The following is a 23,209-nucleotide window of genomic DNA, read 5'->3' on the forward strand; positions in this document are numbered from 1 at the left end:
CCTCATACCGCCTTGCTGACGGTGATTCCCAGTCGGGTCAGGGCCAGTTTCAGGGCATCGGCCAGGTTGGCCTTGGTCACCACGCCTTGCAGGTCCAGGCCCAAGTGCACGATGGTTTGCGCGATCTGCGGACGCACGCCGCTGATGATGCAATCGGCGCCCATCAGGCGAATCGCGGTGACGGTCTTGAGCAGGTGCTGCGCCACCAGGGTGTCAACGGTGGGCACGCCGGTGATGTCGATGATGGCGATTTCCGAGCCGGTGTCGACGATCCGTTGCAGCAGCGATTCCATCACCACCTGGGTGCGTTGCGAGTCGAGGGTGCCGATCATCGGCAGGGCCAGTACGCCGTCCCAGAGCTTGACCACCGGGGTCGACAGTTCCAGCAGTTCTTCTTGCTGACGCTTGATCACCGCCTCGCGAGACTTCTGGAAGGTGCGGATGGTGTGCATGCCCAGGGCATCGAGCAGCTCGGAGACTTCCCAGAGTTGTTCGGCCAATTGCGCCGGGTCCTGTTTGTATTCGGTTTGCAGCAGGCTAAACATCGGTCCCTTGAGGGAAAAGATGAAACTGGCGGTCTGCTGCGAGTCCTGGCCGAGCATGGCGCGGCTATGGGAGAGTTTTTCGAGGAATTGGCGGATCTCGTCCCAGCCGGCCGCGGCGATGTTCTGCCCGTTGCCACGCTCCAGCCCGGTAATGACCAGGTGCAGGAACTCCGAGGTCTGTTGCTTGAGGTCTTGTTCCTTGATGTTGCGCGTGGCACCACTGGCCTCGAGGCTGTTCGTCCATTCGGCGAGCAATTGCGCCTGGGTTTTCTTCATCGCTTCGAGTGTGTTGCTGTGCAGTGCCGCCATGTGTCTTGACTCCTTGGGAATGATGGCCGATACCCCATAAAAATGATCGGCGCGAATCAGTGACATTTGCCGTGCGAAATAGTTGTTCGCGCACGGCAGGATTTTTTACATCCTTCACTCTAGTAGGCGCTGCCGAAGGCTGCGATCTTTTGATCTTGCCTTTGATCTTCACTAATCCAACCGACGCCGTTTGTAGGCGCAAGGCTTGCCCGCGATGGCGATTTCGAAGACGCCTTCGCGGGCAAGCCTCGCTCCTACAGGGAGACCGGGTTTCATGAGATTGAACCCTGCGCCGGGGATGGCTTCGAATCTTCATGGCCGACTGTTTCCAGCCGCGCAAGTGCAGTGACGAACGAGGTAGCTATGAAAGAGCAATCCCAGCAACAGGATCAATCCGGGGCGCCGGTTGATCGCAATGACCCGGCGATTGACCCGCAGGTCCCGGGTGAAGGTAATCGCGGCCAGGGCGAACAGACCGCCAAGCCGGACAGCGCCGACCCCGCGGTCGACCAGAAGAACCGCCACACCGACAACGACAACGAGTTCAGTCCCGGCTTCAAACCGCATCCCGACCGGCCAAAACCCGGTGAGGATACCGATGCCGATATCGATACTGATGGCGGCTAACCGCAGACGAAAAAAAACCGCATCGACCGGATTTATGCCAATCAGTCAAACCTGACACTGAATCTGTGGCGAGGGAGCTTGCTCCCGCTGGGCTGCGCAGCGGCCCCTCTCTTTACCTGACTAAAGAAGGGGGCTGCTGCGCAGTCCAACGGGAGCAAGCTCCCTCGCCACAGGTTACTCATCGCTTGTCTGACTGGCGCTAATCTTCTGGATGCGGTTCTTTGTCCGGGTTATTTGCTTGGATGCTTCGCTTGCAAGGCTTTGGCCGCGTCCAGATGCTTCTCCAGCGCCGGTAACATCTTCTGCGCGAAGCCTTTGAGGTCGGTGGCGCCCGGTTTTTTGTCGTCAGTCACCGTGTCGGCTTCTTTCTTGAACAGTGCGATGGTTTCTTCGTGGGCCTTCACCTGATTGTTGGCGTAGGCCGCATCGAAGGATTCATCGCGCAGGTCGAGGATTTTCGCCTTGGCCTGATTGACCAGTGTCGTGCTGTCCGGCACCTCGATGTCATGCTTTTTCGCCAGCGCCGCCAGTTCATCGTTGGCCTTGGTGTGGTCGGTGATCATCATGTTGGCGAACGATTTGATGTCCGCCGATGCGCTTTTTTCCAGGGCCAGTTTGCTGGTTTCAACTTCAGCGATGCCGCCGGCCGCGGCGTTGTCGACGAAATCATTGGAAGTGGCCGCGAACGCGGTGCCCATGCTGGTGCTCAGGGCAACGGCCAGGGCGAGGTGGCGCAGGGTAAATCCGTCCATTGGTTCTTCTCCACACGGGTTTTATGAGCGATCGAGGTGATCGTTATTCAATGGAGGTCGGGACTCGACGAAAGGTTTGATCGCAAACGCCAAACGACGACGAACGGCCACCGCTGGTCTGACAGGAGGTCGACAGAACCGGGTAACCGAGGCCATTCTGATGGTTGGTGAACGCAATTGATCGCGTTTGCTACCGATCAACAAACGGAGGTGTTCCATGCCGGTGCCACACAACCTTTATCAGGACCTGAACATTCCCAAGGAAGTTATCCAGCAAAAACGCACCACGGATCCGTTACTGGATTCACTGATCAATAAATATGTGCAGGCGGACAATGAGGTGGTCAAGGCCGAAACGGCCCAGTCCGATGCCCCCAGCGACGACGCACTGAAAAAGCTCAAGGAACAGCGATTGCAGGTCAAGGACAAGATCGTCCAGCAACTCCAGGCGTCGTCCTGAGCCACCGACGACCGGTGACTGAATAGTTGGAACGGCGATAAAGCCCGGCACCTCGAAAGTACAGAGTCTCTCCATTCATGACTCGCTTCTCAGAGGTGCCCTTATGACAGAGCCAAAATTCCCCAGTGAAGAGCAGGGCGGGTACGACCCGATCCCGACCCATCCCGAACCGCTGAGCCCCGGCCGCACGACCGTCCACCCCGAGGACGAACCGGGCATCGACGAGCTGCCGAACAACGAAGGCGCCAAGCCGATGGAACAGCGCGACGGCACCGACCTCGACCCTGAACGGGTGCGCGAAGAAACCGACAACGCCGAGCGCGATGGCGAGAGGGATCCGCGTTGATTGGCCTGACCCTCTTCAGATGCCGCCCCCCTGTAGGAGCGAAGCTTGCTCGCGAAGGCGTCATCAAATTCAACATCCATGTTGACTGACACGCCGCGTTCGCGAGCAAGCTTTGCTCCTACAGGTTTGGTGTTTGATTGACGATCAGTTCAAGGCTTTGCTGAGCGGCAACCGCACCATGTGCCGCGCTGTCAACGACCCAAAATACAACCAGTCTCCATACTCGCGCACCGTGGTGATCGGCGAATAATTGCCGCTGCCCGCATCCTGCAAATTGGCAATCACCTTGCCGTCCAGGTCCAGTCCCAACGCGAACGCCCGTTTCTCCACCGGTTTGGGCAACACCATCATCGCCCGCACGATCATCTTGCGCACGAACGGGTGCGGCGCTGTGGCGTCCAGCAGTTTGTTGCGCGGGGCATAGAGCGCCACCCAGAAGCGATCCCGCCCGTTGAACGCCAGGTTGTCCGGCAGCCCCGGCAGGTTGTCGATAAACACATCATGGGTCCCGGCTTTCGGCCCGCTCAGCCAATAGCGAGTGATGCGGTAGGCGCCGGTTTCGTTGACCAGCACAAACGCATCGTCGGGCCCGAGGGTGACGCCGTTGGCGAATTCCAGCTTGTCCAGCAGCAGGGTGGTCTTGCCGGTCTGGAAGTCATAGCGCAGCAAACGACCGTCGCCGCCGTGCTCCATAATCGCCTCGCCATCCTTGCCATAGCCCCAGCGACTCGACGCATCACTGAAGTAGGCGTAGTGCCCGGGCTTGTCGATCACCACGTCATCGGTAAAACCGAATGGCACGCCATTCGCTTCTGTGGTCAATGGGATCACCCGACCCTGGGCATCAAGGGACAGCAAGCCCTTGACCCCGTCAGCGATCACCAGCAAACCATTGGGATGCCGGGCCAGTCCCAACGGCCGGCCACCCGTGTCGGTCAGCACGGTCCTGACGTTGCCGTCGAGGCTGCTGCGAATCACCCGGCCGTCGTGCAAACCGGTGATCAGCAGGTCGTTTTCCAGCAATAACGCCTCAGGCCCGTCGATGTCCGAAGAACCAATACGCTCCACGTCCTTGAGTCGCTGATTGTCGGCGTACACCCCGCTGGCCAATGACGGCGCCGCTGCCGGTGTCCAGGCCACCGGTTCGACTTTGCTTGGCATCAGCAGTAAAAACGCGACAAATACGACGATCAGCAACAACACACACCTGAAGAGGGCCCTCATGCGCTCACGCCTGCGGGTGCCAGGTGCTTTTGCGCCATGTTGCGCAGCGCCAGCATCGACGCCGCCGACTCATGCTCGATGCGCCGCTTGAGCAGCAACAGATTGGCGATGCGCATGCCCAAACCGCTGAACCGATAATCCAGGGTCCGGACAAACCGTGTGCCGTCGCCGAGCGCCTCGCACTCGTAGGTCACCACCAGCGACAACCCATGATCGCCTTGGGCCCGGGCACGCCAGCGTCGCCCTGGCAAATACTCCTCGACCTCCCAGCTCAAGTGCCCGTCACGCCCGCCGGCGCGGATGTCCTCTTCAAAGCGCGACCCCGCATGCAGCGGCCCGGCCTGGCCATCGACCTTGAGCGACGAGGGATGCCACTCCGGCCAACGGGTCACGGTGCTGGCGTAGGCGAGCACGGCAATCGGGTTGCCGGCGATGTCGATCGGGTGCTGCATGCGGGTCATGGGCGTTCTCGTCGGGTTCGGGTGGGTGTGCTCCGGCTCCCAGTACAGGGTGCCGAACAGGTAGTCCATCAGCGGAAACACGATATTGAAATTGCGCTCCTGCATCACTTCGCGGCGGTGATGCAGTTCATGCAGGCGGCGCATCTGGCGGATCCATGGCAGCCGTGTGATCGGGTTGCGCGGCGGCAAATGCTCGCAGGCATGGAACACTTCATAGGTCAGGTAACCCAGGACCATGCAGCCGCCAAACAACCCGGCGACATTGGCGTTGACCCGGGAAAACAGCCACCAGAGGGGTAGGGTGATGACCAGCGTGTGCAGCACGATCAGCCACGCCGGGAACAGAATCACCCGCCAGTCCCGGGCGCTGTCGTAGGTCATGTGGCCGGGGGTAAAGAAGCTGTGATGATCGCCGGCATGCCTGGCATAGAACATCCGCGCGAAGCTCTTTTTGTGGTGCCCAAGGTGGCGATGCACCATGTACACGCCAAAGTTGAAGAACAACAGCGTCAGCGGCACCGTCAGCCATTCCAGCGCCTGCACCTGTTGCACCGTGCGCCAGAACCCGGCGATGGCGAGGAGGCCGAACAGCAGCACGAAGGTGCCGTGCAGCCACGGGTTGTAGAGCCGATGAATGTCGGCCCGGTAACGGCTGCGAAAAGCCTGGGTGGTCTGCCTCACTGCGCTCACCTGTGATTGTTGTTATCACAGCAGATTAGCCGATCCCGCCGGGCAGGCCTGGCGAACGTTGAGGGCGAAACTGCCATGAGCCAGCACGAGGCATTTTTGCGTAGAAGCTTCTTTATATTTTCGGTGCTTATCAGCACTTAAAAGGTATGGTTTTTTAAACGCATGGCGAGTAGGCGGATTTAGAAAAAAGAGAGGCGGCTATGTGTAGAAAATACTAGCCGCCCCGCTCAACTGTTATTCTTGGTTTATAAAAACGTCTTTAGTTCTTTTGGAGATTTGGTCTGCTATAAATTCAGAAAGTTTTTCATTGGAAGTGAGTTTTGTTGCTCCCAGGCTATATTTCTTTATGATAAATTTCAGCTCTTCTTTGTTGAAAGTTGTTAGCTCTTTTTCTATTTCGCTTTTCTTTTTTTCTTTGAAGTTTTCGAAAATATTAAGTTGCTCTATCTCTCCGCGCACGACTTCTTTTTCTTTTGGCTCTTTGTTTTCTTTTTGGTAGAAAGGTCGAAGTAATTTCAATAGAGTGTCAGGGTTTTCCTCAATTGATGCGCCGATTTCTGAAAGTACCTTTCCAAAAATTTCTATGTCTTTTCTACTGATCGTTTTCATGTTTATGCCCCTACTCTATGCAGGAATTCATCAGTTAAGCGGGTGATGATATTTTTTGTGTCTTGGAAATCGCTTTTTCTTTTAGCAGTAGCTGAAGTAATAAACGGTCTTGAATCAACAGGGGCTTCAGCTACTGAGATTCGTTGGGGGAAGTCATTTACAAATACATACTCGCTATAATCACCTGATCGTAGTTCGGTCATCGTCGATTTATGCAAATTAGTTCTATAGTCGACCTTGGTGAAAATAATGCCAGCCAGATCAATTTTGCAACTATGTTTTCTTTTTTTGAAAGTGCTGATTCGGTTCAGAATTAAACTTATACCTATTTTTGATAGAATGTCCGGGACTGTTGGTACGATGTAATAATCGCTAATGCTGATTCCGTTTAAAGTAATTGCTCCGAGGTTTGGAGGGCAGTCGATTAGAATAAAGTCATAATCTTTTTTTATGTTTTCTATGATGTTCCCTAATACGTCGACATGGCTTACATATGCTTTGTTGTCCATGTCAGGAATGTCATCTTGTATCTCTACCAAGTGAATGCTCGAAGGGAGCAAGTCAAGTCCTTCAATATCTGCTACGTCTTTAAGAATAGCTTTGTCGATGCTGAACTGGCTTTCACCCTTAAGCATGTCGTTGAATAGATGGTATAAGGTCTGACCGCTGTCATGTCGCTCCTGCCATTCTTCCTGGTCAATCAGAGAGACTGTTGCGTTTGTTTGAGGATCCAAGTCTATTACCAGGACTTTATAGCCGTCTGTGGCAAGAGTTGCTGCAATATTCACGGTAGTGGTGGTTTTACCCACTCCGCCCTTCAAGTTTATGAAGCTTACGATTTTTGTCATGACCTTATCCTTTAGGTATGTATATTTGTGCTTCTGTTTGGGGGAATAGGTTGCAGCTTTTTCAGTCCCGCCTGAAGCTACTATTTTGCTGGTTATGAGTCCAGTGGTTCTTAGCCGCTAGGCTCGTGGGCAGTAATAATCTGTCTCGGTCTTTAAGCAGATATTCAATTTACTTTTTAGCGAATACTGTTCGCCAGCAACAACCGGTGATGACCTTACGAGTTTTCTGATTGTGATGATTGTTTTATTTTTTCAGTTGCCTGTCAGCCCAACGGGTTCCAGCGCTGGGACCAGTCATCGTCGGTCTTGATCACATCGCGCAGCAGATCGAACGCCTGTTGCAGGGTCGCCGAATCCCGGTCCCGGGAGTAAACCAGGTACGTCGGGTAACTGAATTCCGGGGCCTTGGCCACCGCTTCCAGCACGCCGCTTTCCAGATAACTCTGCACCACCCGGGTGCGGAAATAACCACTGCCACCGTGCTCCAGCAGGTACTGCAAGGCCAATGGGCCGAGGTTGAAACTCAGGGCGGCCTTGGCTTTTTCCGGCAGGGCGGCGTCGTGTTGGCGGCGGAAATCCGGGCCCCAGTCGATGTACACGTACGGGTCGGGTTGGCCAGCCAGGCGCACGAGGATCAGTTTTTCTTCCAGCACCTGTTCCACTTGCAGGCGTGGCCAATATTCGGGCTGGTAGACCAGCGCCGCGTCGAGCACACCCAGTTCCAGTTGGCGCAGCAGGTTTTCACCGTCGCGGATTTCCATGCGCAGGGCGTGGCTGGGGATCTTCTCCCGCAACTCGGCGGCCCAACTGAGCATCAGCGGATTGCACAGGCTGACTTCGCCGCCGATGTGCAACACGTCGCGATAGCCTTCGGGCAACGGCAGGTCCCGGCGCGCAGCTTCCCAGGTTTGCACCAGTTGATTGGCATAGACCACAAAGGCTTCGCCGTTCGGGGTCAGGCGAGCGCCGGCGCGGTTGCGCACGAACAGGGTGCTGCCCAACTGGCTTTCGAGTTTCTGCACCCGCGCGGTGATGGCGGTCTGGGTCACGTGGAGCTTTTGCGCGGCGGCGGCGAGGCTGCCGTGGCGGACGATTTCCAGGAAGGTGCGGGCGAGGTCGATGTCCATGGGGTGGCCGGTGCTGAAGGTGTCCGCATTGTAAGAGCCATCGATACCCTGTGGCGAGGGAGCTTGCTCCCGCTTGAGTGCGCAGCGTTCACAAGATTTTGGGGCCGCTGCGCGACCCAGCGGGAGCAAGCTCCCTCGCCACAGGTTCCATGGTGCCTGCAGGTTTCAGTACCAAAGGTGTCAGAGTTTTCACATTCCCTCTAACCCCCGCGCACTACACTGCATCCATCTCCCGACCCAACGGACGACCTCATGCCGGCAAAACCCACCGCCACGATCCTCGACACCCCGGAAGGCCAGCGCCTGGCCGGCAGCGAGGCCCCGGACTGGCGAGAGTGGGGGCCTTACTTGAGCGAACGCCAGTGGGGCACGGTGCGTGAGGATTACAGCCGTGACGGTGACGCCTGGCGTTATTTTCCCCACGAACATGCGCGCAGCCGCGCCTATCGCTGGGGCGAGGACGGCCTGGCCGGGTTCAGCGACAAGGCCCAGCACTGGTGCCTGGGCCTGGGCTTGTGGAACGAGCGCGACCCGATCATCAAGGAACGCCTGTTCGGCCTGAACAACAGCGAAGGCAATCACGGTGAAGACGTCAAGGAACTGTATTTCTTCATCGACGGCGTGCCGAGCCATGCCTACATGCGCATGCTCTACAAATACCCCCATGCCGAATTTCCTTACGCTGACTTGGTGGCTGAAAACGCCCGCCGGGGCCTGACCGATACCGAATATGAAATCCTCGACACCGGGGTGTTCGACGACAACCGCTATTTCGACGTGACGGTGGAGTACGCCAAGCACACTGCCGACGACATCTTCATGCGCGTCACCGTGCATAACCGCGCCGAGCAGCCGGCGCGCCTGCGCGTGTTGCCGCACCTGTGGGCGCGCAACACCTGGAGCTGGGTGGCCGATGGGCAGAAACCCAACCTGAGCCTCAGTGGTGATCGGGTCCTGGCCCAACATCCGCACATGCCAGACCGCCAAGCCACCGCGTGGGGCGAGGCCGATTGCGAGTGGCTGTTCTGCGAAAACCAGAGCAACTTCCCCACGCTCGATGGCGTGTCGGCGCAAGGCCCGTTCAAGGACGGCATCAATGATTTCATTGTCGATGGCACCACCGATGCAGTGCGCCGTGACAGCGGCACCAAGGTCGCGGCGCATTTCACCCTGAGCTTCGACGCCGGCCAGACTCGCAGCGTGTTCCTGCGCTTTGCCCCGGCCGGTTCCCCGCAGATCAACGCCCGGACCCTGTTCGAACGGCGCCGCGCCGAGGCCGATGGTTTCTACGCCGCGCTGCAAGCCGAGATCAAGGACGCCGATGCGCGCAATGTGCAGCGCCAGGCACTGGCCGGTTTGCTCTGGTCGAAACAGCTCTACTATTTCGACGTCAACCAGTGGCTCGACGGCGACCCGACCCAACCGGCGCCGCCCCCCGAGCGCACGCACATTCGCAACACCCATTGGCGACACCTGTCGAATGTCGACATCGTCTCGATGCCCGATACCTGGGAATACCCGTGGTACGCCTCGTGGGACCTGGGCTTCCAAGCAGTGGCCTTTGCGTTGATCGATCCGGGGTTCGCCAAGCACCAACTGTTGCTGCTGGTCAAAGATCGCTTCATGCACCCCAACGGTCAGTTGCCGGCCTACGAGTGGCGTTTCGACGACGCCAACCCGCCGGTGCATGCCTGGGCCTGCTGGCGCGTGTATCAGCAGGACAAGGCGTTGACCGGCACCGGAGACATGGATTTTCTCGAGCGGATCTTCCACAAACTGCTGCTGAATTTTTCCTGGTGGGTCAACCGCAAGGACGCCGAGGGTCGCAACCTGTTCCAGGGCGGATTCCTGGGGCTGGACAACATCGCACTGTTTGACCGCTCGGCGATTCTGCCCCCCGGTTACCAACTGGATCAGGCCGACGGCACGGCGTGGGTCGCGGCCTATGCGCTGGACCTGATGCGCATCGCCCTGGAGCTGGCCAAGCGCAACAGTGTGTACGTCGATATCGCGGTGAAGTTCTTCGAGCACTTTCTGTACATCGCCGGGGCAATCAACAAGATCGACTCCGAGGCCGAAGGCTTGTGGGATGAGCAGGATCAGTTTTTCTACGACGTGCTGCACCGCCCGGATGGGGTGAACGAGCCGCTGCGCTTGCGCTCGATTGTCGGCCTGATGCCGCTGTTCGCCGTGCAGGTCCTGGAGCAACACGAACATGAAGGTTTGCCCGGTTTGCGCGAACGCTTGCTCGGGTTCATGCGCCATCGCCCGGACCTGGCCAGCCTGGTGTCGCGCTGGACCGAACCCGGCGAAGGCAATCGCATGTTGCTCGCGCTGTTGCGGGGCGAACGGACCAAGGACTTGCTCAAGCGCATGCTCGATGAAAGTGAGTTTTTATCGGCGTTCGGTATCCGTTCCCTGTCCAAGGCTTTTGCCAAACAACCCTTCGGCATTCGGATCAATGGCGACAGTTTGTGCGCGCACTATGAGCCGGCGGAATCCGAATCGCGGCTGTACGGCGGCAACTCCAACTGGCGCGGGCCGGTGTGGATGCCGATCAACTACATGCTGATTGAGTCGTTGCGCGAGTTTCACCGGTACTACGACCAGAATTTTTCGGTGGAATACCCTACGGGGTCGGGGTTTCTGGCGTCATTGGAGGAGGTGGCGGACAGCTTGAGCCAGCGACTGACCAAGCTGTTTCTGCGCGATGAAGAGGGTAATCGGCCGTCGATGGCCGGTTATGCGCAGTTGCAGGCTGACCCGGCCAGCCGCGACCTGGTGTTGTTCCATGAATATTTTCATGGCGAGACCGGGCGCGGGTTGGGGGCCAGCCATCAGACGGGGTGGACGGCGTTGGTGGCGCTTCTTTTACAGCCTTGAAGATGTTCGTTCCCACGCTCCGCGTGGGAATGCAGCCCGGGACGCTCTGCGTCCCCTTGGAACGCGGAGCGTCCCTTGAGGCATTCCCACGCAGAGCGTGGGAACGATCATTAACGATCAGTCGGTTAACTCGACCTGCCGCGCCCAATCCGCGACCAACCGCTGCGGCGTGCCACACGCCTTGCGCTTGAACACGAAGTGGCTGCACTTCTCGGCGAACTGTTTGCGGTTCTGCACCATGTCCAGGTGCATCTCTTCCAGCTCGGCATTTCGGCAATGCTGCATCAGTTGGGTGTCGTTGCGTCCCTTGCGCTCACGGATGGCGGCGTACGCCGGATCGTTCAGCGCGCCATTGGCCCGTTGCAGCAACCACAAGCCAAACTCGTTGGGGCAACGCGGGCCGATTTCCTGGACCATGCCCAATTGCAGGGCCTGGGCGGCGCTCACCGGCAGGCATTGTTCGGTCAGTTGTTCCGCCATGGCCTGGCCGACCGCGCGGGGCAGGCTGTAGGTCCAGTATTCGGAGCCGTACAGGCCCATGGTTTTGTAGTGCGGATTGAGCACGATCTCGGCACGGGCGAACACGATGTCGGCGGCCAGCGCCAGCATCACGCCGCCAGCCCCGGCACTGCCGGTCACGCCGCTGATCACCAGTTGCCGGGCCGTCAGCAGTTCCTCGCAGACGTCGTCAATCGCCTGAATATTCGCCCAGGCTTCCAGCCCCGGCACCTCGGCGGCCTGGATCACGTTCAAGTGCACGCCATTGGAAAAACTGCCGCGCCCGCCCTTGATCAGCAACACCTGGGTGTCCCGGGCCTTGGCCCAGCGCAGCGCCTCGACCAGCCGTTGGCACTGCTCGGTGCTCATGGCGCCGTTGTAGAACTCGAACGTCAATTCGCCGACCTGCCCGGACTCGCGATAACTGATCGGTTGATAGGCCTCAAGGTTGAAAGGGTTCGACGCAATCGACCAGTCCAGAGTCAGCACTTCACTCAACTGCCGACCGAGCACATGCCGGGCCGGACGCTTGAAGGTTTCTTCGCCGGGCAGCGGTTTGCGCCGCAAGGAGCCGATCCACAGGCTGTGATCACCGGTCGCCACCAGCACCGCATCGTCATGCACCGCCAGAATCTGCCCCGGCGTGCCCGTGCGTGAGTCCAGATGCGCGTCATACAGGTAGTACTGACCGCCGGCCAGACTGGCCAGCACACCGGGCTGACCATCGGCCGCGTCGATGCTGCGTTTGATGAACTGCGAGCAGTCGTGCCAGCTGAACGTGCGATCGACCTGTTTCATGTTCGGCTGCAAGCGGCCCAGCACCTGATGCTGGCGGTAATCCACCGGCACCGGGACAAACCCGGCGATGAATTTTTCTACGACTTCGCGGATACAACGGATCGCCGCGTCACTGACCCGCCCGTTGTACAGCTCGGATTTACGCAGGCCCTGGGGCAGGTTGAATTCACTCGTGGCCCAGACCGGCCCGGCATCCATTTCTTCCACCGCTTGCAACGCGGTGACACCCCAGCGATCCCGCTCATGGGTGATGGCCCAGTCCAGCGCGCTGGCGCCACGGTCGCCGACGATGCCGGGATGGATGATTACCAGTGGACGCTTGGGATTGCTCCACAGTTGTTGCGGCACCCGGTCCTTGAGGAACGGGCAGATCACCAGGTCGGCGCCGGACTGTTCGATCTGTTCGCACACCGCGTTTTCGTCGGTAAACAGGACGACGCTGGGACTATGCCCGGCCTGGCGCAATTCCAGCCAGGCCCGTTGGGTCAGGCCATTGAAGGCTGATGACAGCAGGATGATCTTCAGTGAACGCATGATTGCCTCTTCCTTGAGAATGTTCAGCCACAGCGCTCGCAATGAGCCGTCCTTGGCTTTCGATGGAAGGGCGATAGTAGAGAGTGCCCGGGCATACCCACCTGACCGGGATCAATCTTTTTTCTTCATTCACGCAAAGCCCTTGTAGGAGCAAGCTCCTACAGGTTTTGCACGCATCTGTAGGAGCAAGGCTTGCCCGCGAAGGCGATTTCAACGACGCCATCGCGAGCAAGCTTTGCTCCTACAGGGTTCGTGGTTAGAAGGCGAAACAGGAACAGCCAAACGCCCCCCAGAACCCCTGGAAGTCACTGACCGGCGCCGACGACAACCGCGCCCGCTGGTGACTGTGGGCATGCACCGCGCACGCGCCGACACATTGATGAACCTGCGCGGCCAACGGCTTCCAGTGGCCCGGCACTTGGGTGACCGGCGACCACTCGGGCACCACCGGGATCGGCGGTGGCGAGAGTTTTTCAAACTCGACACTGCCGTAGACAATCTTGCCGTCGACAATGGTCAGCACCGATTCGATCCACTTGATCCCTTCGTCCTCGATGTGGAAGTAGTCCGCCGACAGCGCAATCAAATCCGCCAATTGCCCGGCCTTGATCTGGCCTTTCTGCCCTTGTTCGGACGAGAACCAGGCGCTGCCATGGGTGAACAGCTCCAGCGCCGTGTCGCGGCTCAGGCCTTGGGGGTACAACTCCAGACCGCCGACGGTGCGGCCGCTGACCAGCCAATACATTGAGGTCCACGGGTTGTAGCTCGACACCCGCGTCGCATCGGTGCCGGCGCCGACGGGAATGCCTTCGGCCAACATCCGCGCAATCGGCGGCGTGTGTTCGGCGGCTTTGGCGCCATAGCGGTCAACGAAGTATTCGCCCTGGAACGCCATGCGATCCTGAATCGCAATGCCACCGCCCAGGGCTTTGACCCGCTCGATGTTCTGCGGGGTGATGGTTTCGGCGTGATCAAAGAACCATGGCAAACCATCGAACGGAATGTCGCGATTGACCTTCTCGAACACGTCGAGCATGCGGCTGATGGATTCGTTGTAGGTGGCGTGCAAACGGAACGGCCAGCGTTGCTCGACGAGGTGACGCACCACCGGTTCGAGCTCTTGCTCCATGGTTTGCGGCAGGTCCGGGCGCGGCTCCAGGAAGTCCTCGAAATCCGCCGCCGAGAACACCAGCATTTCCCCGGCGCCGTTGTGTCGCAGGAAGTCGTCGCCCTGGCCGTAATGGGAGGTGCTGGTCCAGTTCTTGAAGTCGGTCAGTTCTTCCTTGGGTTTCTGGGTGAACAGGTTGTAGGCGATGCGCACCGTGAGTTGCTTGTCGTCCGCCAGTTGCTGGATGACCTGATAGTCGTCCGGGTAATTCTGATAGCCGCCACCGGCATCGATGGCGCTGGTCACGCCCAAGCGATTGAGTTCGCGCATGAACTGCCGGGTCGAGTTGACCTGGTGTTCCAGCGGCAGTTTCGGTCCCTTGGCCAGGGTCGAGTAGAGAATCATCGCGTTGGGGCGGGCGATCAGCATGCCGGTGGGGTCGCCATTGGCGTCGCGGACGATTTCGCCGCCGGGCGGGTTCGGCGTGTCGCGGGTGTAGCCGACCACTTTCAGCGCGGCGCGATTGAGCAGGGCGCGGTCGTAGAGGTGCAGGACGAACACCGGGGTGTCCGGCGCGGCTTTGTTCAGTTCTTCAATGGTGGGCAGGCGTTTCTCGGCGAACTGGAATTCGTTCCAGCCACCGACCACGCGCACCCATTGTGGCGTCGGCGTGCGGTCGGCCTGGTCCTTGAGCAGGCGCAATGCGTCGACCAGCGACGGCACGCCTTCCCAGCGCAGTTCCAGGTTGTAGTTCAGGCCGCCGCGAATCAGGTGCAGGTGCGAGTCGTTGAGGCCGGGAATCACCGTGCGCCCGTGCAGGTCGATGATCTGCGTGCCGGGGCCTTGCAGGGCCATGGCCTGGGCATCGCTGCCGACCACCACGAAGCGTCCGTCCTTGATCGCCACGGCACTGGCCTGGGGTTTCTTGCGGTCGACGGTGTGCAAGCGACCGTTGTACAGAATCAGATCGGCCGGGGCGTCGGGCATGGTTTTACTCCCTGCGAAAAGTGGGCTGACCCAGGCACCGACGGCGCCTGCTGTAAGGCCTTGCAATACATGGCGGCGGTTGAATCCGTTGTGCTCGTCAGGTGGGCTCATGGCAGTGTTCTGCGCTCAGTTCTTCATCAAAAAACCGGGATTGAACAGCCGATGTCTGACGCATGCGGCCAGAAGGAATATAGACCGCAAATCCATGGGCAGCCTGTTTTAACTCCGGGGCCAATCGGTTAGATTCCCCGCCCGCCTAAACAAGGATGTAGACGATGATTAAACTCGGTAACCCGAAAGGTATCTTGATGGCGGCGCTGATCGCGGTCGGGCTGGTCGGGACTTATCTGTATGCCGGCCAGGGCAGCACCATCCCCATTCCCGACACGGTGATGATGACGTCTCGCGATGCAGGCCCTATTGGGCCGAGGTTCGATGCGACGAAATGGTTTCGAAGCGGCATGTACGTACCGCAGGAGCTCGACGGCAAGATCAATCCGTACATCATGACCCGCAGCGAGCCGTTTGTTTTCAAAGCCAAGGACAACGTATTCCTGGTACAGGAAGCCCTTGAGGCGCTGCAAGACGTTCAGCCCGAAGTGAATACCCAACTCGTCTGGGATACATGGCCGGTGCTGACCCGGCGCGTGCGTTACGAATCCAGCTTTTTCCTGGCCCCGGATAAGCCGGCAGATCTTTATAACCTGTATCTGCAAGTGAGCTATCGCCGGTTTGTCATTCCCCTCAGGCTCGAAGGCGATGAGGGTGAGCTCAAGTTTGACGGTGAAGTGACCGAGGTCAACAGCGTCGACGCGTTGGAAGAAGAACACACCAAAGTCTTCGAAGAAATGGACGACGCCGGTACGCGTTGAGCCCTGAAACGACGAATCCCGCCATATAAGCGGGATTCGTGTGCAGCCAGAGAGGCTCCCCGGTGCGGGGAGCCGTCATCTTACGACGGGAACAGCTCGGACAGTTTCATCGCCAGCATCATGTCGCCTTCAGCGCGCAGTTTGCCGCCCATGAACGCCTGCATGCCGTCAGTCGAACCGTCGACGATGCCTTCCAGGGTCTCGGCGTCCATCACCAGCGTGACCTGGGCGTCCGGGTTTTCGCCTTCTTTCAGTTCGCAGGTGCTGTCCTTGACGATCAGAGAGAAGTGCTTGGTGTCGTCGATGCGGAAACCGAAGACCAGGTCCAGACCGGCAGCGGCGGCTGGGTTGAACTTGGCTTTCATTGCTTGTACGGCATCAGCTACGGAGGTCATGGTTTGATCCTTTTGTTGAGAATTACAGCTGGGTAATACAGCCAGGGTCACAGTAATCCGGACTCAGCGAAACGTGATGAGTTCCGGGGCCTTCAGCAGTTGCAGATGCGCATGACTGTTGAAGGAAGCCAGGGCCACCTCGCGACCACGAAACTTCAGTTGGTTGAGCGAGGTGTTGACGATTTGCCAGTTGAGTTCAAACGCCTGGCGAGCAGGCATTTGGGTAATGAGGTGGAGCAGGGCGGTAATGGTGCCACCCGAGGTGAACACGGCGATTTTCTGCGTGTTGTCCGCCAGTTCAAGGATGCGGTTCAGCCCGGCCTGGACCCGTTCGACAAACCCCAGCCAGCTTTCCAGCCCCGGCGTGTCGTAGGTGCCGGCCAGCCAGCGCTCGATGATCAGGGCGAAGATACGCTGGAACTCGGCACGGTTTTGCGCGGCATTGCGCAGCACGTCCAGCGCTTGCGGTTCGTCTTTGAGCATGGCCGGGAGCAGGGCGCGGATCACCGCGTCGGCGTCGAATTCGTTGAAGGCGGAATCGGTTTCAAGGGTTGGCACCGGCAGGCCCACGACGGCGAATTGCTCCAGCGCGGTGGTGGCGGTGTGTTGCTGGCGACGCAAATCCCCGGCGAGGCAGCGATCGAAGCTGATACCCAGCTCAGCGAGGTGCTGGCCGAGGATTTCTGCCTGGCGCACACCGGTCGGCGAGAGGACGTCATAGTCGTCTGCACCAAAGGAGGCCTGGCCATGTCGAATCAAGTAGATGCTGCCCACGTCCGCGTCATCCCGGTACGTTGAAGGTTCGGCGAGGTTATGAGGATGGCCGCGGGCTGTCAATGAAAAAACATACGCTTGTTTGAAATGCCCGTTACAGGCCTGTTGCCAAAGGTTTCATGGCTGGCCCCAAAGCCGGGGCATGGGTATGCTGGCGGCATTCCGCGCGCGTTTTTGAGCGGCGCATTGTATTGAAGGAGTCCTGTGTGGAGTTTTTTGCCGAGTACGCCAGTTTCCTGGCCAAGACCGTGACCCTGGTGATCGCCATTCTGGTGGTCCTGGCCAGTTTCGCGGCATTGCGCAGCAAAGGTCGGCGCAAGTCGGCCGGTCAGTTGCAGGTCAGCAAACTCAATGATTTCTACAAAGGCCTGCGTGAACGCCTGGAGCAAAGCCTGCTCGACAAGGATCAGCTCAAGGCCCTGCGCAAATCCCAGAGCAAAACCGAGAAAAAACAGAAGAAGAAACCCGAAGCCAAGGGCCGGGTCTTCGTGCTGGATTTTGACGGCGACATCAAGGCCTCGGCCACTGAGAGCCTGCGCCATGAGATCACCGCGCTGCTGACCCTGGCCACGCCGAAAGACGAAGTGGTGCTGCGCCTGGAAAGCGGCGGCGGCATGGTCCACAGCTATGGCCTGGCCTCGTCGCAACTGGCGCGGATCCGCCAGGCTGGCGTGCCGCTGACCGTGTGCATCGACAAGGTCGCTGCCAGCGGTGGCTACATGATGGCGTGCATTGGCGAGAAAATTATCAGCGCCCCGTTCGCCATCCTCGGCTCCATCGGCGTGGTCGCGCAGTTGCCCAACGTCAATCGCCTGCTGAAGAAGCACGACATCGACTTTGAAGTGCTGACCGCCGGCGAATACAAACGCACCCTCACCGTGTTTGGCGAAAACACCGAGAAGGGCCGGGAGAAGTTCCAGGAAGACCTGGATATCACCCACGAGCTGTTCAAGAACTTTGTCGCCCGCTATCGCCCGCAGCTGGCCATTGATGAAGTGGCCACCGGTGAAATCTGGCTCGGTATCGCTGCGCTGGACAAGCAACTGGTGGACGAACTCAAGACCAGCGACGAATACCTGTCCGAGCGCGCCAAGAGTGCCGAGCTGTATCACCTGCACTACGCCGAACGCAAAAGCCTGCAAGAGCGTATCGGCATGGCGGCCAGCGGTTCGGTGGACCGCGTGTTGTTGAGTTGGTGGAGTCGTTTGACCCAACAGCGCTTCTGGTAACGCCTTGTCGAAAACCCGGTCATCTTGTGTGATCGGGTTTTTTATTGCCGTTGTTTCAGTCACTGCATAATCAAAAAAGTGCAGGGCGGTATATAGATGTTGTTTGCGTTCATATTGTTGATTCGTTGGTGTTAGTTCTGATCGGATATTGAAGCTATTAATTGAAAGTGACGTCTTTAGACTGAATGCTCTTATCGTGAAAAGAGTAATAAGTTCATGTCTTCGGATTTAACATCATCGTCGTCCACCACAACGACTCACGCTCCAATAGAAATGACACCTGAACAACAAGGTGTCTTTTACGAACTGTTCAAAGGCAGTCCCATTCCTGTCTGGCTGGCTCAGGCCAGCAGCGAGGCGCGCACGGGGCTGCATGCCAGCATCGTTGCCAGTCAGCGTTCCCGGGCCAACGCCGTCAAGGCGATGGCCGTCCTGAAGAATCCGCAACAGTTCTGCACGCCGTTACTGGCAAAGGCCATGGCCGATAAAATCGGTGAGGCCGTGGATATCAGGGGCGTGGTGTTTCAGCATATTCGTTCGACTACCAGTTTCTTCGGGCTGCGCAAGAAACTGATTTTGCCCATCGATCGGGACTTGTTGACGGCTGCGTGCGAGAACTTCGAGGTCAGTGAAACCCAGGTCGATAATTACAATGTGAAGTCACTGATCTATCAGCCGGAACGTATTAACGGTACCGCCAATAAAGTACTGGGGATCGAGCCCCATGAGTTCGCTCAACTGTGTCGCAACCTGGACCTGGGCAAGCAATACCAGGCGCACCTCAACCGTGTATTTGAACCCACGGTTGCAACCGGCCCTGTGCGTACCGCGTGCATGGCGCATTCCCGGCGCTGCTTCGATGTGGACCGGCACATTGCCCTGATGAAAAAACACATCAGTGCCAAGATGTTCAAGGTGCTTGGCGAGGTGGTGACTAACCAACCGTCGATCAAGCTTGACGACTATTCCATTGCCTATAAGGGCCTGGAATTGCTCGGCTACAAGCTTCAGGGCGTGATGTTGATCGTTGCGGTGGGGGATGGCACGTATATCGACAATCCATGCGTGCTGTTTATGCCCGGTGATACCGAGCAACCGCTCAAGGAGTACCCGAATGTCCGGGCGCTGGAAGTCGAACTCGGCGAGCGCCTCAAAAAACAGACGTTTGAACCCTTCCTACTGCGGTTCGTCGCGCTGGGCGACCGGGCCGGCCTGCAAGCGGCACTGTCGAGTCGAACGCTGCGACCCGCCAGCCAATGGATGCAACCTTACCAGCGCGAGTCCGTGCCGGTCACCACCCTTGCCGGCTCCGCAGACCTGTTTGCCGACCTCTACCGCCAGCGCGCCGAGCATGTGATGGCCGATGCGCGATTGCTGGTGGTGCCCACCGACGATGAAGACGAGAAAACCCGCCTCGCGCGGCTGGACACCTACAAGACCATTGGCCTGGATATCGTGATGTTTGGCGCCTTGTTTATCCCGGTGTTGGGCGAGGTATTGATGGCGGTTTCCGCGCTTGAGTTGCTGAACGGCGTGTACCACGGCCTGGAAAGCTGGGCGGCGGGGGAGCAGGAGCAGGCCAGCGACTACTTCTTCGACACCGTGGAAAACCTGGTGGTGATGGCGGCGTTTTCCACTGGCGCCGGGGCGACCCGGATGACGTTCAAGAAGGTCCGCAGTGCCGAGTTTGTCGAAAACCTGTGGCAGGTGAAAACCCCCAAAGGCCAGATGCGCCTGTGGAAACCGGACCTGGCCCCGTATCGGCTCAACATGCAGCTGCCAGCCTGGCTCAAGCCCGATGAACGAGGCCTGCGCTGGTTCGAAGACAAGGCTTACCTGGCATTGGGCGAGGACCTTTATGCCGTCCGTCCCGAGGCGGATTCGGGGCTGTGGAAAATCGAAGGGACGGGGGTGAGCGAACGCTACTCCCCTCGACTGGAGACCAATGACGCAGGGGCCTGGCGACATGATTCCGAGCTGCCCGCGCAGTGGGATCGGTTAACCCTGTTCCGCCGCCTGGGGTATTCGGAGCAGGACATTCCCGACGCCAGGGCGTTGCAAATCCTGTCGGTCTGCGCCATCGAAAACCGGGTGTTGAGCCGGGTGCTGATTGATCGCACGCCACCTCCGGCCTTGTTGATCGACACCGTTCGACGCTTTGCGGCGGACCAGGTGGTGATCCAGTTCATCGAGCAATTGAACGACGCGTCATTGGGCGCCAAGGCAGACCCGCAACTGCAATTGCAGCTACTGACCCGCCTCAGGAACTGGCCGGCGCAGACCGAGATCCATGTTCTCGACGACCTGGGACAGACGGTCAATCGTTATGCATCCGCCGATGCCGACGGCGTGCTCAAGCCGCTCAAACTGAGCCTGGACAAAGTGCGCGCGGGGCAATTCTATCCAGAGCTGTTGTCGGGCCTGAGCGCTGCCGAGCGGGAGCGCCTGCTGGGTTCGGCCTCGACCGTGGCCAGTGACCAAGTCGCGGCACTGCTTGGCAAACTGGCCGAGCAGGCGGATCTGCGGCGTGCGTCGCTGTTTGACTGGGTCTACCAACGGGGCGTGCCGGCGCCAGATGCGCGGGTCATGCCCTTGCGCAAGCGCTATCCCGATCTGCCACTCAGCGTGCTGGATGAACTGGTGCGCTATGCCGATACCAGTGAATTGAATCAACTTGACGCCGACAAGGTCCCGCTGCGCCTGGCGGAAGAGGCCCGGCGTTTCCGGGACGTGGTGCGTGTCAACCGCGCGTATGAGGGGTTGTATCTGGATGCCGTGGGGGGCATCGACACTGATCGGCTGGTGTTTGACGCGCTCAAGCACCTGCCGGGCTGGGATGCGGATATTTACCTGCAAGTGCTGGAGTGGTCGTTCTACACCGAAGACATGGCCACCCTCGGCGTGGACACCGCCGTGCAACAGATACGGATGAATGCCCACGCTGACCGCTATGAGGTCCGGGACGGGGAGTCGAATTTGCTCGGCTACCTGCCGGGGCGAACCCGCGAGCATTATTTCCAGGCGCTCTGGGAGGGGATGTCGATGACGCGCCGCACGGCGTTGGGCGTGCAGACGGCGGACCGTGGCGTGGCGCTGCGGCACAAGATCACCGAACAAGCGCTGGCACGTCGAGGGGGCGCGGCGCATGTCCTGGGCATTGAGGCCATGCGTTTGGGCTACCGCTCGCCGATGCGCCTGGCCGATACCTTGCAGAGCACCGCGTCGAGCAGCATGCCGTCGCAACCCTTGGCACCGATGAGTCGACCCGCCGCGCTGGTCCGTCGTGCGCAGGAGCTGTATCCCACCCATTCCCTCGAGCAGATTGATCTGTTCCTCGCCGGCCTGGACCCGATCAACGTGCTGGCCTTGAGAAAACTCGAAGGCCTGAGGCTGGAGTTCGCCTCCATCCGACAGGTCCTGCAGAACTGGATCAGTCGCGACACCTGGTACCAGGGCGCCGACGGTCCGAGGTTGAAAGTCACGACCCTGGCCAAGACCCGGGCGGCGGAAGAAATCATTCGCTGCTGGCGTCGGGAAACTCCCAGCATGCTGACCCTGGACGGCCGGCTCTATGAATTGTCGTTGCCACCCCTGCAAATCGGCGAGCTGCCGCTGATCACTGGTGATTTCGCCCATGTGGGCACGCTGGTGATGGATCGCGTGGGCGCCAGCGCCGGGTTGAACAGCTTCCTGCATAACTTCAAATCCGTGCGACGCCTGTCCATGGTCGGTAACGGCCTGACCCGGCTGCAGCAGGCCATTGGCGGCATGGCGCACCTGGAAATCCTGAACCTGAGTGAAAACCGCATCCACCTGACCGAAGCCTCGGTCACCGAACTGGCCAGCCTGACGCGCCTCAAGCATTTGAACCTGTGCGCCAACCCTACGTTGACCCGCGCGCCCGATGTCTCGCGCATGCAACTGCTGGAACGCCTGGAACTGCGCGGCACCGGCATCAGTCAATGGCCCAAGGGCGCCAGCGGCCTGCCGAAACTGCGGGGCTTGGACCTGCGCGATAACCGCATCAGCGTGATCCCGGAGGACGTCTACTCTGCGCCGGGCACCTTGAATATGGGCACCGATATCGCCGGCAATCCGTTGACGCCCGATACGGTGAAGCGGCTGACCGAATTTCAACAGATCACTGACATCAGCCTGGGACTCATCGCCCAGGGGCATCTGGAGCAACTGCAACACATCCTCATGGACGTCTCCATGAGTTCGACCTGGCTGACCGGGGCGACGGAAGTCGACAGGGTGTTCAAGCAAGCGTTGTGGAGTGCGGTTTACGCTTACCCGGACTCCCAGCCGTTTTTCCTGTTGCTGGCCCGATTGCGCTACACCGCTGATTTCCGCATGGTCTACGGCTCATTGAGCCAGCGGGTGTGGGAGGTGGTGGAGGCGGCCGCGGAAGACAGCGCGCTGCGCCGGACGCTGTTCCGCCTGGCCAATATCGGGCGGGTCAGTGCCGATGGTTATTCCCTGTTGTTCAGCAACCTGCACACTCGTGTGCTGTGTTACCGCGCGTTAGAGGTCGCCAGGCTCTACGGGCCCACCCAGGAGATTGAGATGACGCAACTGGTCCGCGGTTTGTTCCGCTTGCAGGAGGTCGAGCGCCTGGCCCTGAGCAATATCATTGCGCGCAACCGTACCGAGCCGGTGACCTTCGAACAAGCCATGGAGGTCAGCCTGGCCTTCCGGGTGGGGCTGGCCGAGCGCTTGAGTCTGCCGGGGCAGCCGCAAGGGGTGAACTTCAGCCTGGGGGTGGAGGTGATTCCGCAAACCCTCGACTGGGTGTACGCCGAAGTGGTGAAACTGGAGCACACCCCACAGTTGCTGGGCTGGATGGCGGAGCAGGATTTCTGGGTCGAGTACCTGGAAATGGCTCATCGGGCCGAGTTCGACGACACGGTTATTCGCGCTTCGCTGGCGTTCCAGCATTTGGACAGTCGATTGCACTACACCCGTGTCGAGTTCAACCAAAGCATGGACGCCATCGTCAGTAACTTCAGTAATGAGCGTACCGCGCTGATCCGTCGCCTGACCGCCGAGGCCCTGGTGCACAGCCCGGGATTGTCCCTGGTGGCGGCCGTGCCGGAGCTGGCCGGCACCCCTGAGATTTGATCGAGCAAG

At 59.3% G+C, this 23,209-nt stretch carries 18 protein-coding genes; 7 read left to right on the forward strand and 11 right to left on the reverse strand.

All coding sequences use genetic code 11. From position 1 onward, the window contains the following. Window positions 1-2 precede the first annotated feature (2 nt). Window positions 3-854 (reverse strand): STAS domain-containing protein, encoded by an 852-nt coding sequence (locus ACY4LX_RS16115; protein ID WP_149658187.1) that lies wholly within the window; start codon window positions 852-854, stop codon window positions 3-5. A gap of 363 nt (window positions 855-1,217) precedes the next feature. Between ACY4LX_RS16115 and ACY4LX_RS16120 the strand changes: the two genes are divergently transcribed. Next, entirely contained in the window at window positions 1,218-1,481 is a 264-nt protein-coding gene (locus tag ACY4LX_RS16120) for a hypothetical protein (protein ID WP_463260532.1), read from the forward strand. 230 nt (window positions 1,482-1,711) lie between these two features. Here ACY4LX_RS16120 and ACY4LX_RS16125 read toward each other — a convergent pair whose 3' ends face one another. Continuing rightward, window positions 1,712-2,233, reverse strand: a complete 522-nt coding sequence (locus ACY4LX_RS16125) for a DUF4142 domain-containing protein (RefSeq protein ID WP_149658185.1) — start codon at window positions 2,231-2,233, stop codon at window positions 1,712-1,714. Between the two features lie 217 nt (window positions 2,234-2,450). On the opposite strand from ACY4LX_RS16125, the gene ACY4LX_RS16130 reads away from it, so the two are divergent. Both ACY4LX_RS16130 and ACY4LX_RS16135 read left to right on the forward strand, forming a co-directional pair. Then, window positions 2,451-2,693: a YdcH family protein gene (locus ACY4LX_RS16130; RefSeq protein WP_133836247.1), complete on the forward strand. Its 243-nt coding sequence runs from the start codon at window positions 2,451-2,453 to the stop codon at window positions 2,691-2,693. A 103-nt stretch (window positions 2,694-2,796) separates the two neighbouring features. Next, entirely contained in the window at window positions 2,797-3,039 is a 243-nt protein-coding gene (locus tag ACY4LX_RS16135; RefSeq protein WP_463260533.1) for a hypothetical protein, read from the forward strand. Window positions 3,040-3,183: 144 nt separating this feature from the next. Here ACY4LX_RS16135 and ACY4LX_RS16140 read toward each other — a convergent pair whose 3' ends face one another. From ACY4LX_RS16140 to ACY4LX_RS16160, 5 genes are all read right to left on the reverse strand, one after another. Next, on the reverse strand, window positions 3,184-4,263 hold the full coding sequence (locus tag ACY4LX_RS16140; protein ID WP_149658183.1) for an SMP-30/gluconolactonase/LRE family protein: 1,080 nt from the start codon (window positions 4,261-4,263) through the stop codon (window positions 3,184-3,186). Then, on the reverse strand, window positions 4,260-5,405 hold the full coding sequence (locus tag ACY4LX_RS16145; RefSeq protein WP_463260534.1) for a sterol desaturase/SRPBCC family protein: 1,146 nt from the start codon (window positions 5,403-5,405) through the stop codon (window positions 4,260-4,262). Before ACY4LX_RS16145 ends, ACY4LX_RS16140 begins: the two co-directional genes overlap by 4 nt. A 243-nt stretch (window positions 5,406-5,648) precedes the next feature. Continuing rightward, window positions 5,649-6,023, reverse strand: coding sequence for a hypothetical protein (locus tag ACY4LX_RS16150; protein ID WP_463260535.1), 375 nt, complete (start codon window positions 6,021-6,023; stop codon window positions 5,649-5,651). Between the two features lie 2 nt (window positions 6,024-6,025). Then, the gene (locus ACY4LX_RS16155; RefSeq protein WP_463260536.1) at window positions 6,026-6,871 is read right to left on the reverse strand and encodes a ParA family protein; all 846 of its coding nucleotides are present in this window, start codon (window positions 6,869-6,871) and stop codon (window positions 6,026-6,028) included. A 263-nt stretch (window positions 6,872-7,134) separates the two neighbouring features. Then, window positions 7,135-7,998, reverse strand: a complete 864-nt coding sequence (locus ACY4LX_RS16160; RefSeq protein WP_149658181.1) for a LysR family transcriptional regulator — start codon at window positions 7,996-7,998, stop codon at window positions 7,135-7,137. Window positions 7,999-8,250: 252 nt separating this feature from the next. Here ACY4LX_RS16160 and ACY4LX_RS16165 point away from each other — a divergent pair, with 252 nt between their 5' ends. Continuing rightward, complete coding sequence (locus ACY4LX_RS16165) at window positions 8,251-10,881, forward strand: MGH1-like glycoside hydrolase domain-containing protein (protein ID WP_463260537.1); 2,631 nt, start codon at window positions 8,251-8,253, stop codon at window positions 10,879-10,881. Between the two features lie 117 nt (window positions 10,882-10,998). Here the strand turns inward: ACY4LX_RS16165 and ACY4LX_RS16170 are convergent, their stop codons facing one another. Both ACY4LX_RS16170 and ACY4LX_RS16175 read right to left on the reverse strand, forming a co-directional pair. Beyond that, window positions 10,999-12,711 carry a hydrogenase maturation protein gene (locus ACY4LX_RS16170; protein WP_463260538.1) on the reverse strand — a complete coding sequence of 571 codons (1,713 nt, stop codon included), beginning with the start codon at window positions 12,709-12,711 and terminating at the stop codon, window positions 10,999-11,001. Between the two features lie 256 nt (window positions 12,712-12,967). Continuing rightward, a complete protein-coding gene (locus tag ACY4LX_RS16175) occupies window positions 12,968-14,806 on the reverse strand; it encodes an amidohydrolase (RefSeq protein WP_463260539.1) in 1,839 nt (612 codons plus the stop codon). A gap of 275 nt (window positions 14,807-15,081) precedes the next feature. Here ACY4LX_RS16175 and ACY4LX_RS16180 point away from each other — a divergent pair, with 275 nt between their 5' ends. Then, on the forward strand, window positions 15,082-15,678 hold the full coding sequence (locus ACY4LX_RS16180; protein WP_149658177.1) for a hypothetical protein: 597 nt from the start codon (window positions 15,082-15,084) through the stop codon (window positions 15,676-15,678). A gap of 80 nt (window positions 15,679-15,758) precedes the next feature. Here ACY4LX_RS16180 and ACY4LX_RS16185 read toward each other — a convergent pair whose 3' ends face one another. Both ACY4LX_RS16185 and ACY4LX_RS16190 read right to left on the reverse strand, forming a co-directional pair. Next, the gene (locus tag ACY4LX_RS16185) at window positions 15,759-16,073 is read right to left on the reverse strand and encodes an SCP2 sterol-binding domain-containing protein (protein ID WP_463260540.1); all 315 of its coding nucleotides are present in this window, start codon (window positions 16,071-16,073) and stop codon (window positions 15,759-15,761) included. A gap of 63 nt (window positions 16,074-16,136) precedes the next feature. Next, window positions 16,137-16,847 (reverse strand): histidine phosphatase family protein, encoded by a 711-nt coding sequence (locus tag ACY4LX_RS16190; protein WP_149658175.1) that lies wholly within the window; start codon window positions 16,845-16,847, stop codon window positions 16,137-16,139. A 206-nt stretch (window positions 16,848-17,053) separates the two neighbouring features. Between ACY4LX_RS16190 and sohB the strand changes: the two genes are divergently transcribed. After that, window positions 17,054-18,076, forward strand: a complete 1,023-nt coding sequence (sohB, locus tag ACY4LX_RS16195) for a protease SohB (protein WP_463260541.1) — start codon at window positions 17,054-17,056, stop codon at window positions 18,074-18,076. A gap of 273 nt (window positions 18,077-18,349) precedes the next feature. Further along, window positions 18,350-23,200, forward strand: a complete 4,851-nt coding sequence (locus ACY4LX_RS16200) for a dermonecrotic toxin domain-containing protein (protein ID WP_463260542.1) — start codon at window positions 18,350-18,352, stop codon at window positions 23,198-23,200. Window positions 23,201-23,209 lie beyond the last annotated feature (9 nt).

It is taken from the genome of Pseudomonas sp. Emmai (assembly GCF_055179735.1).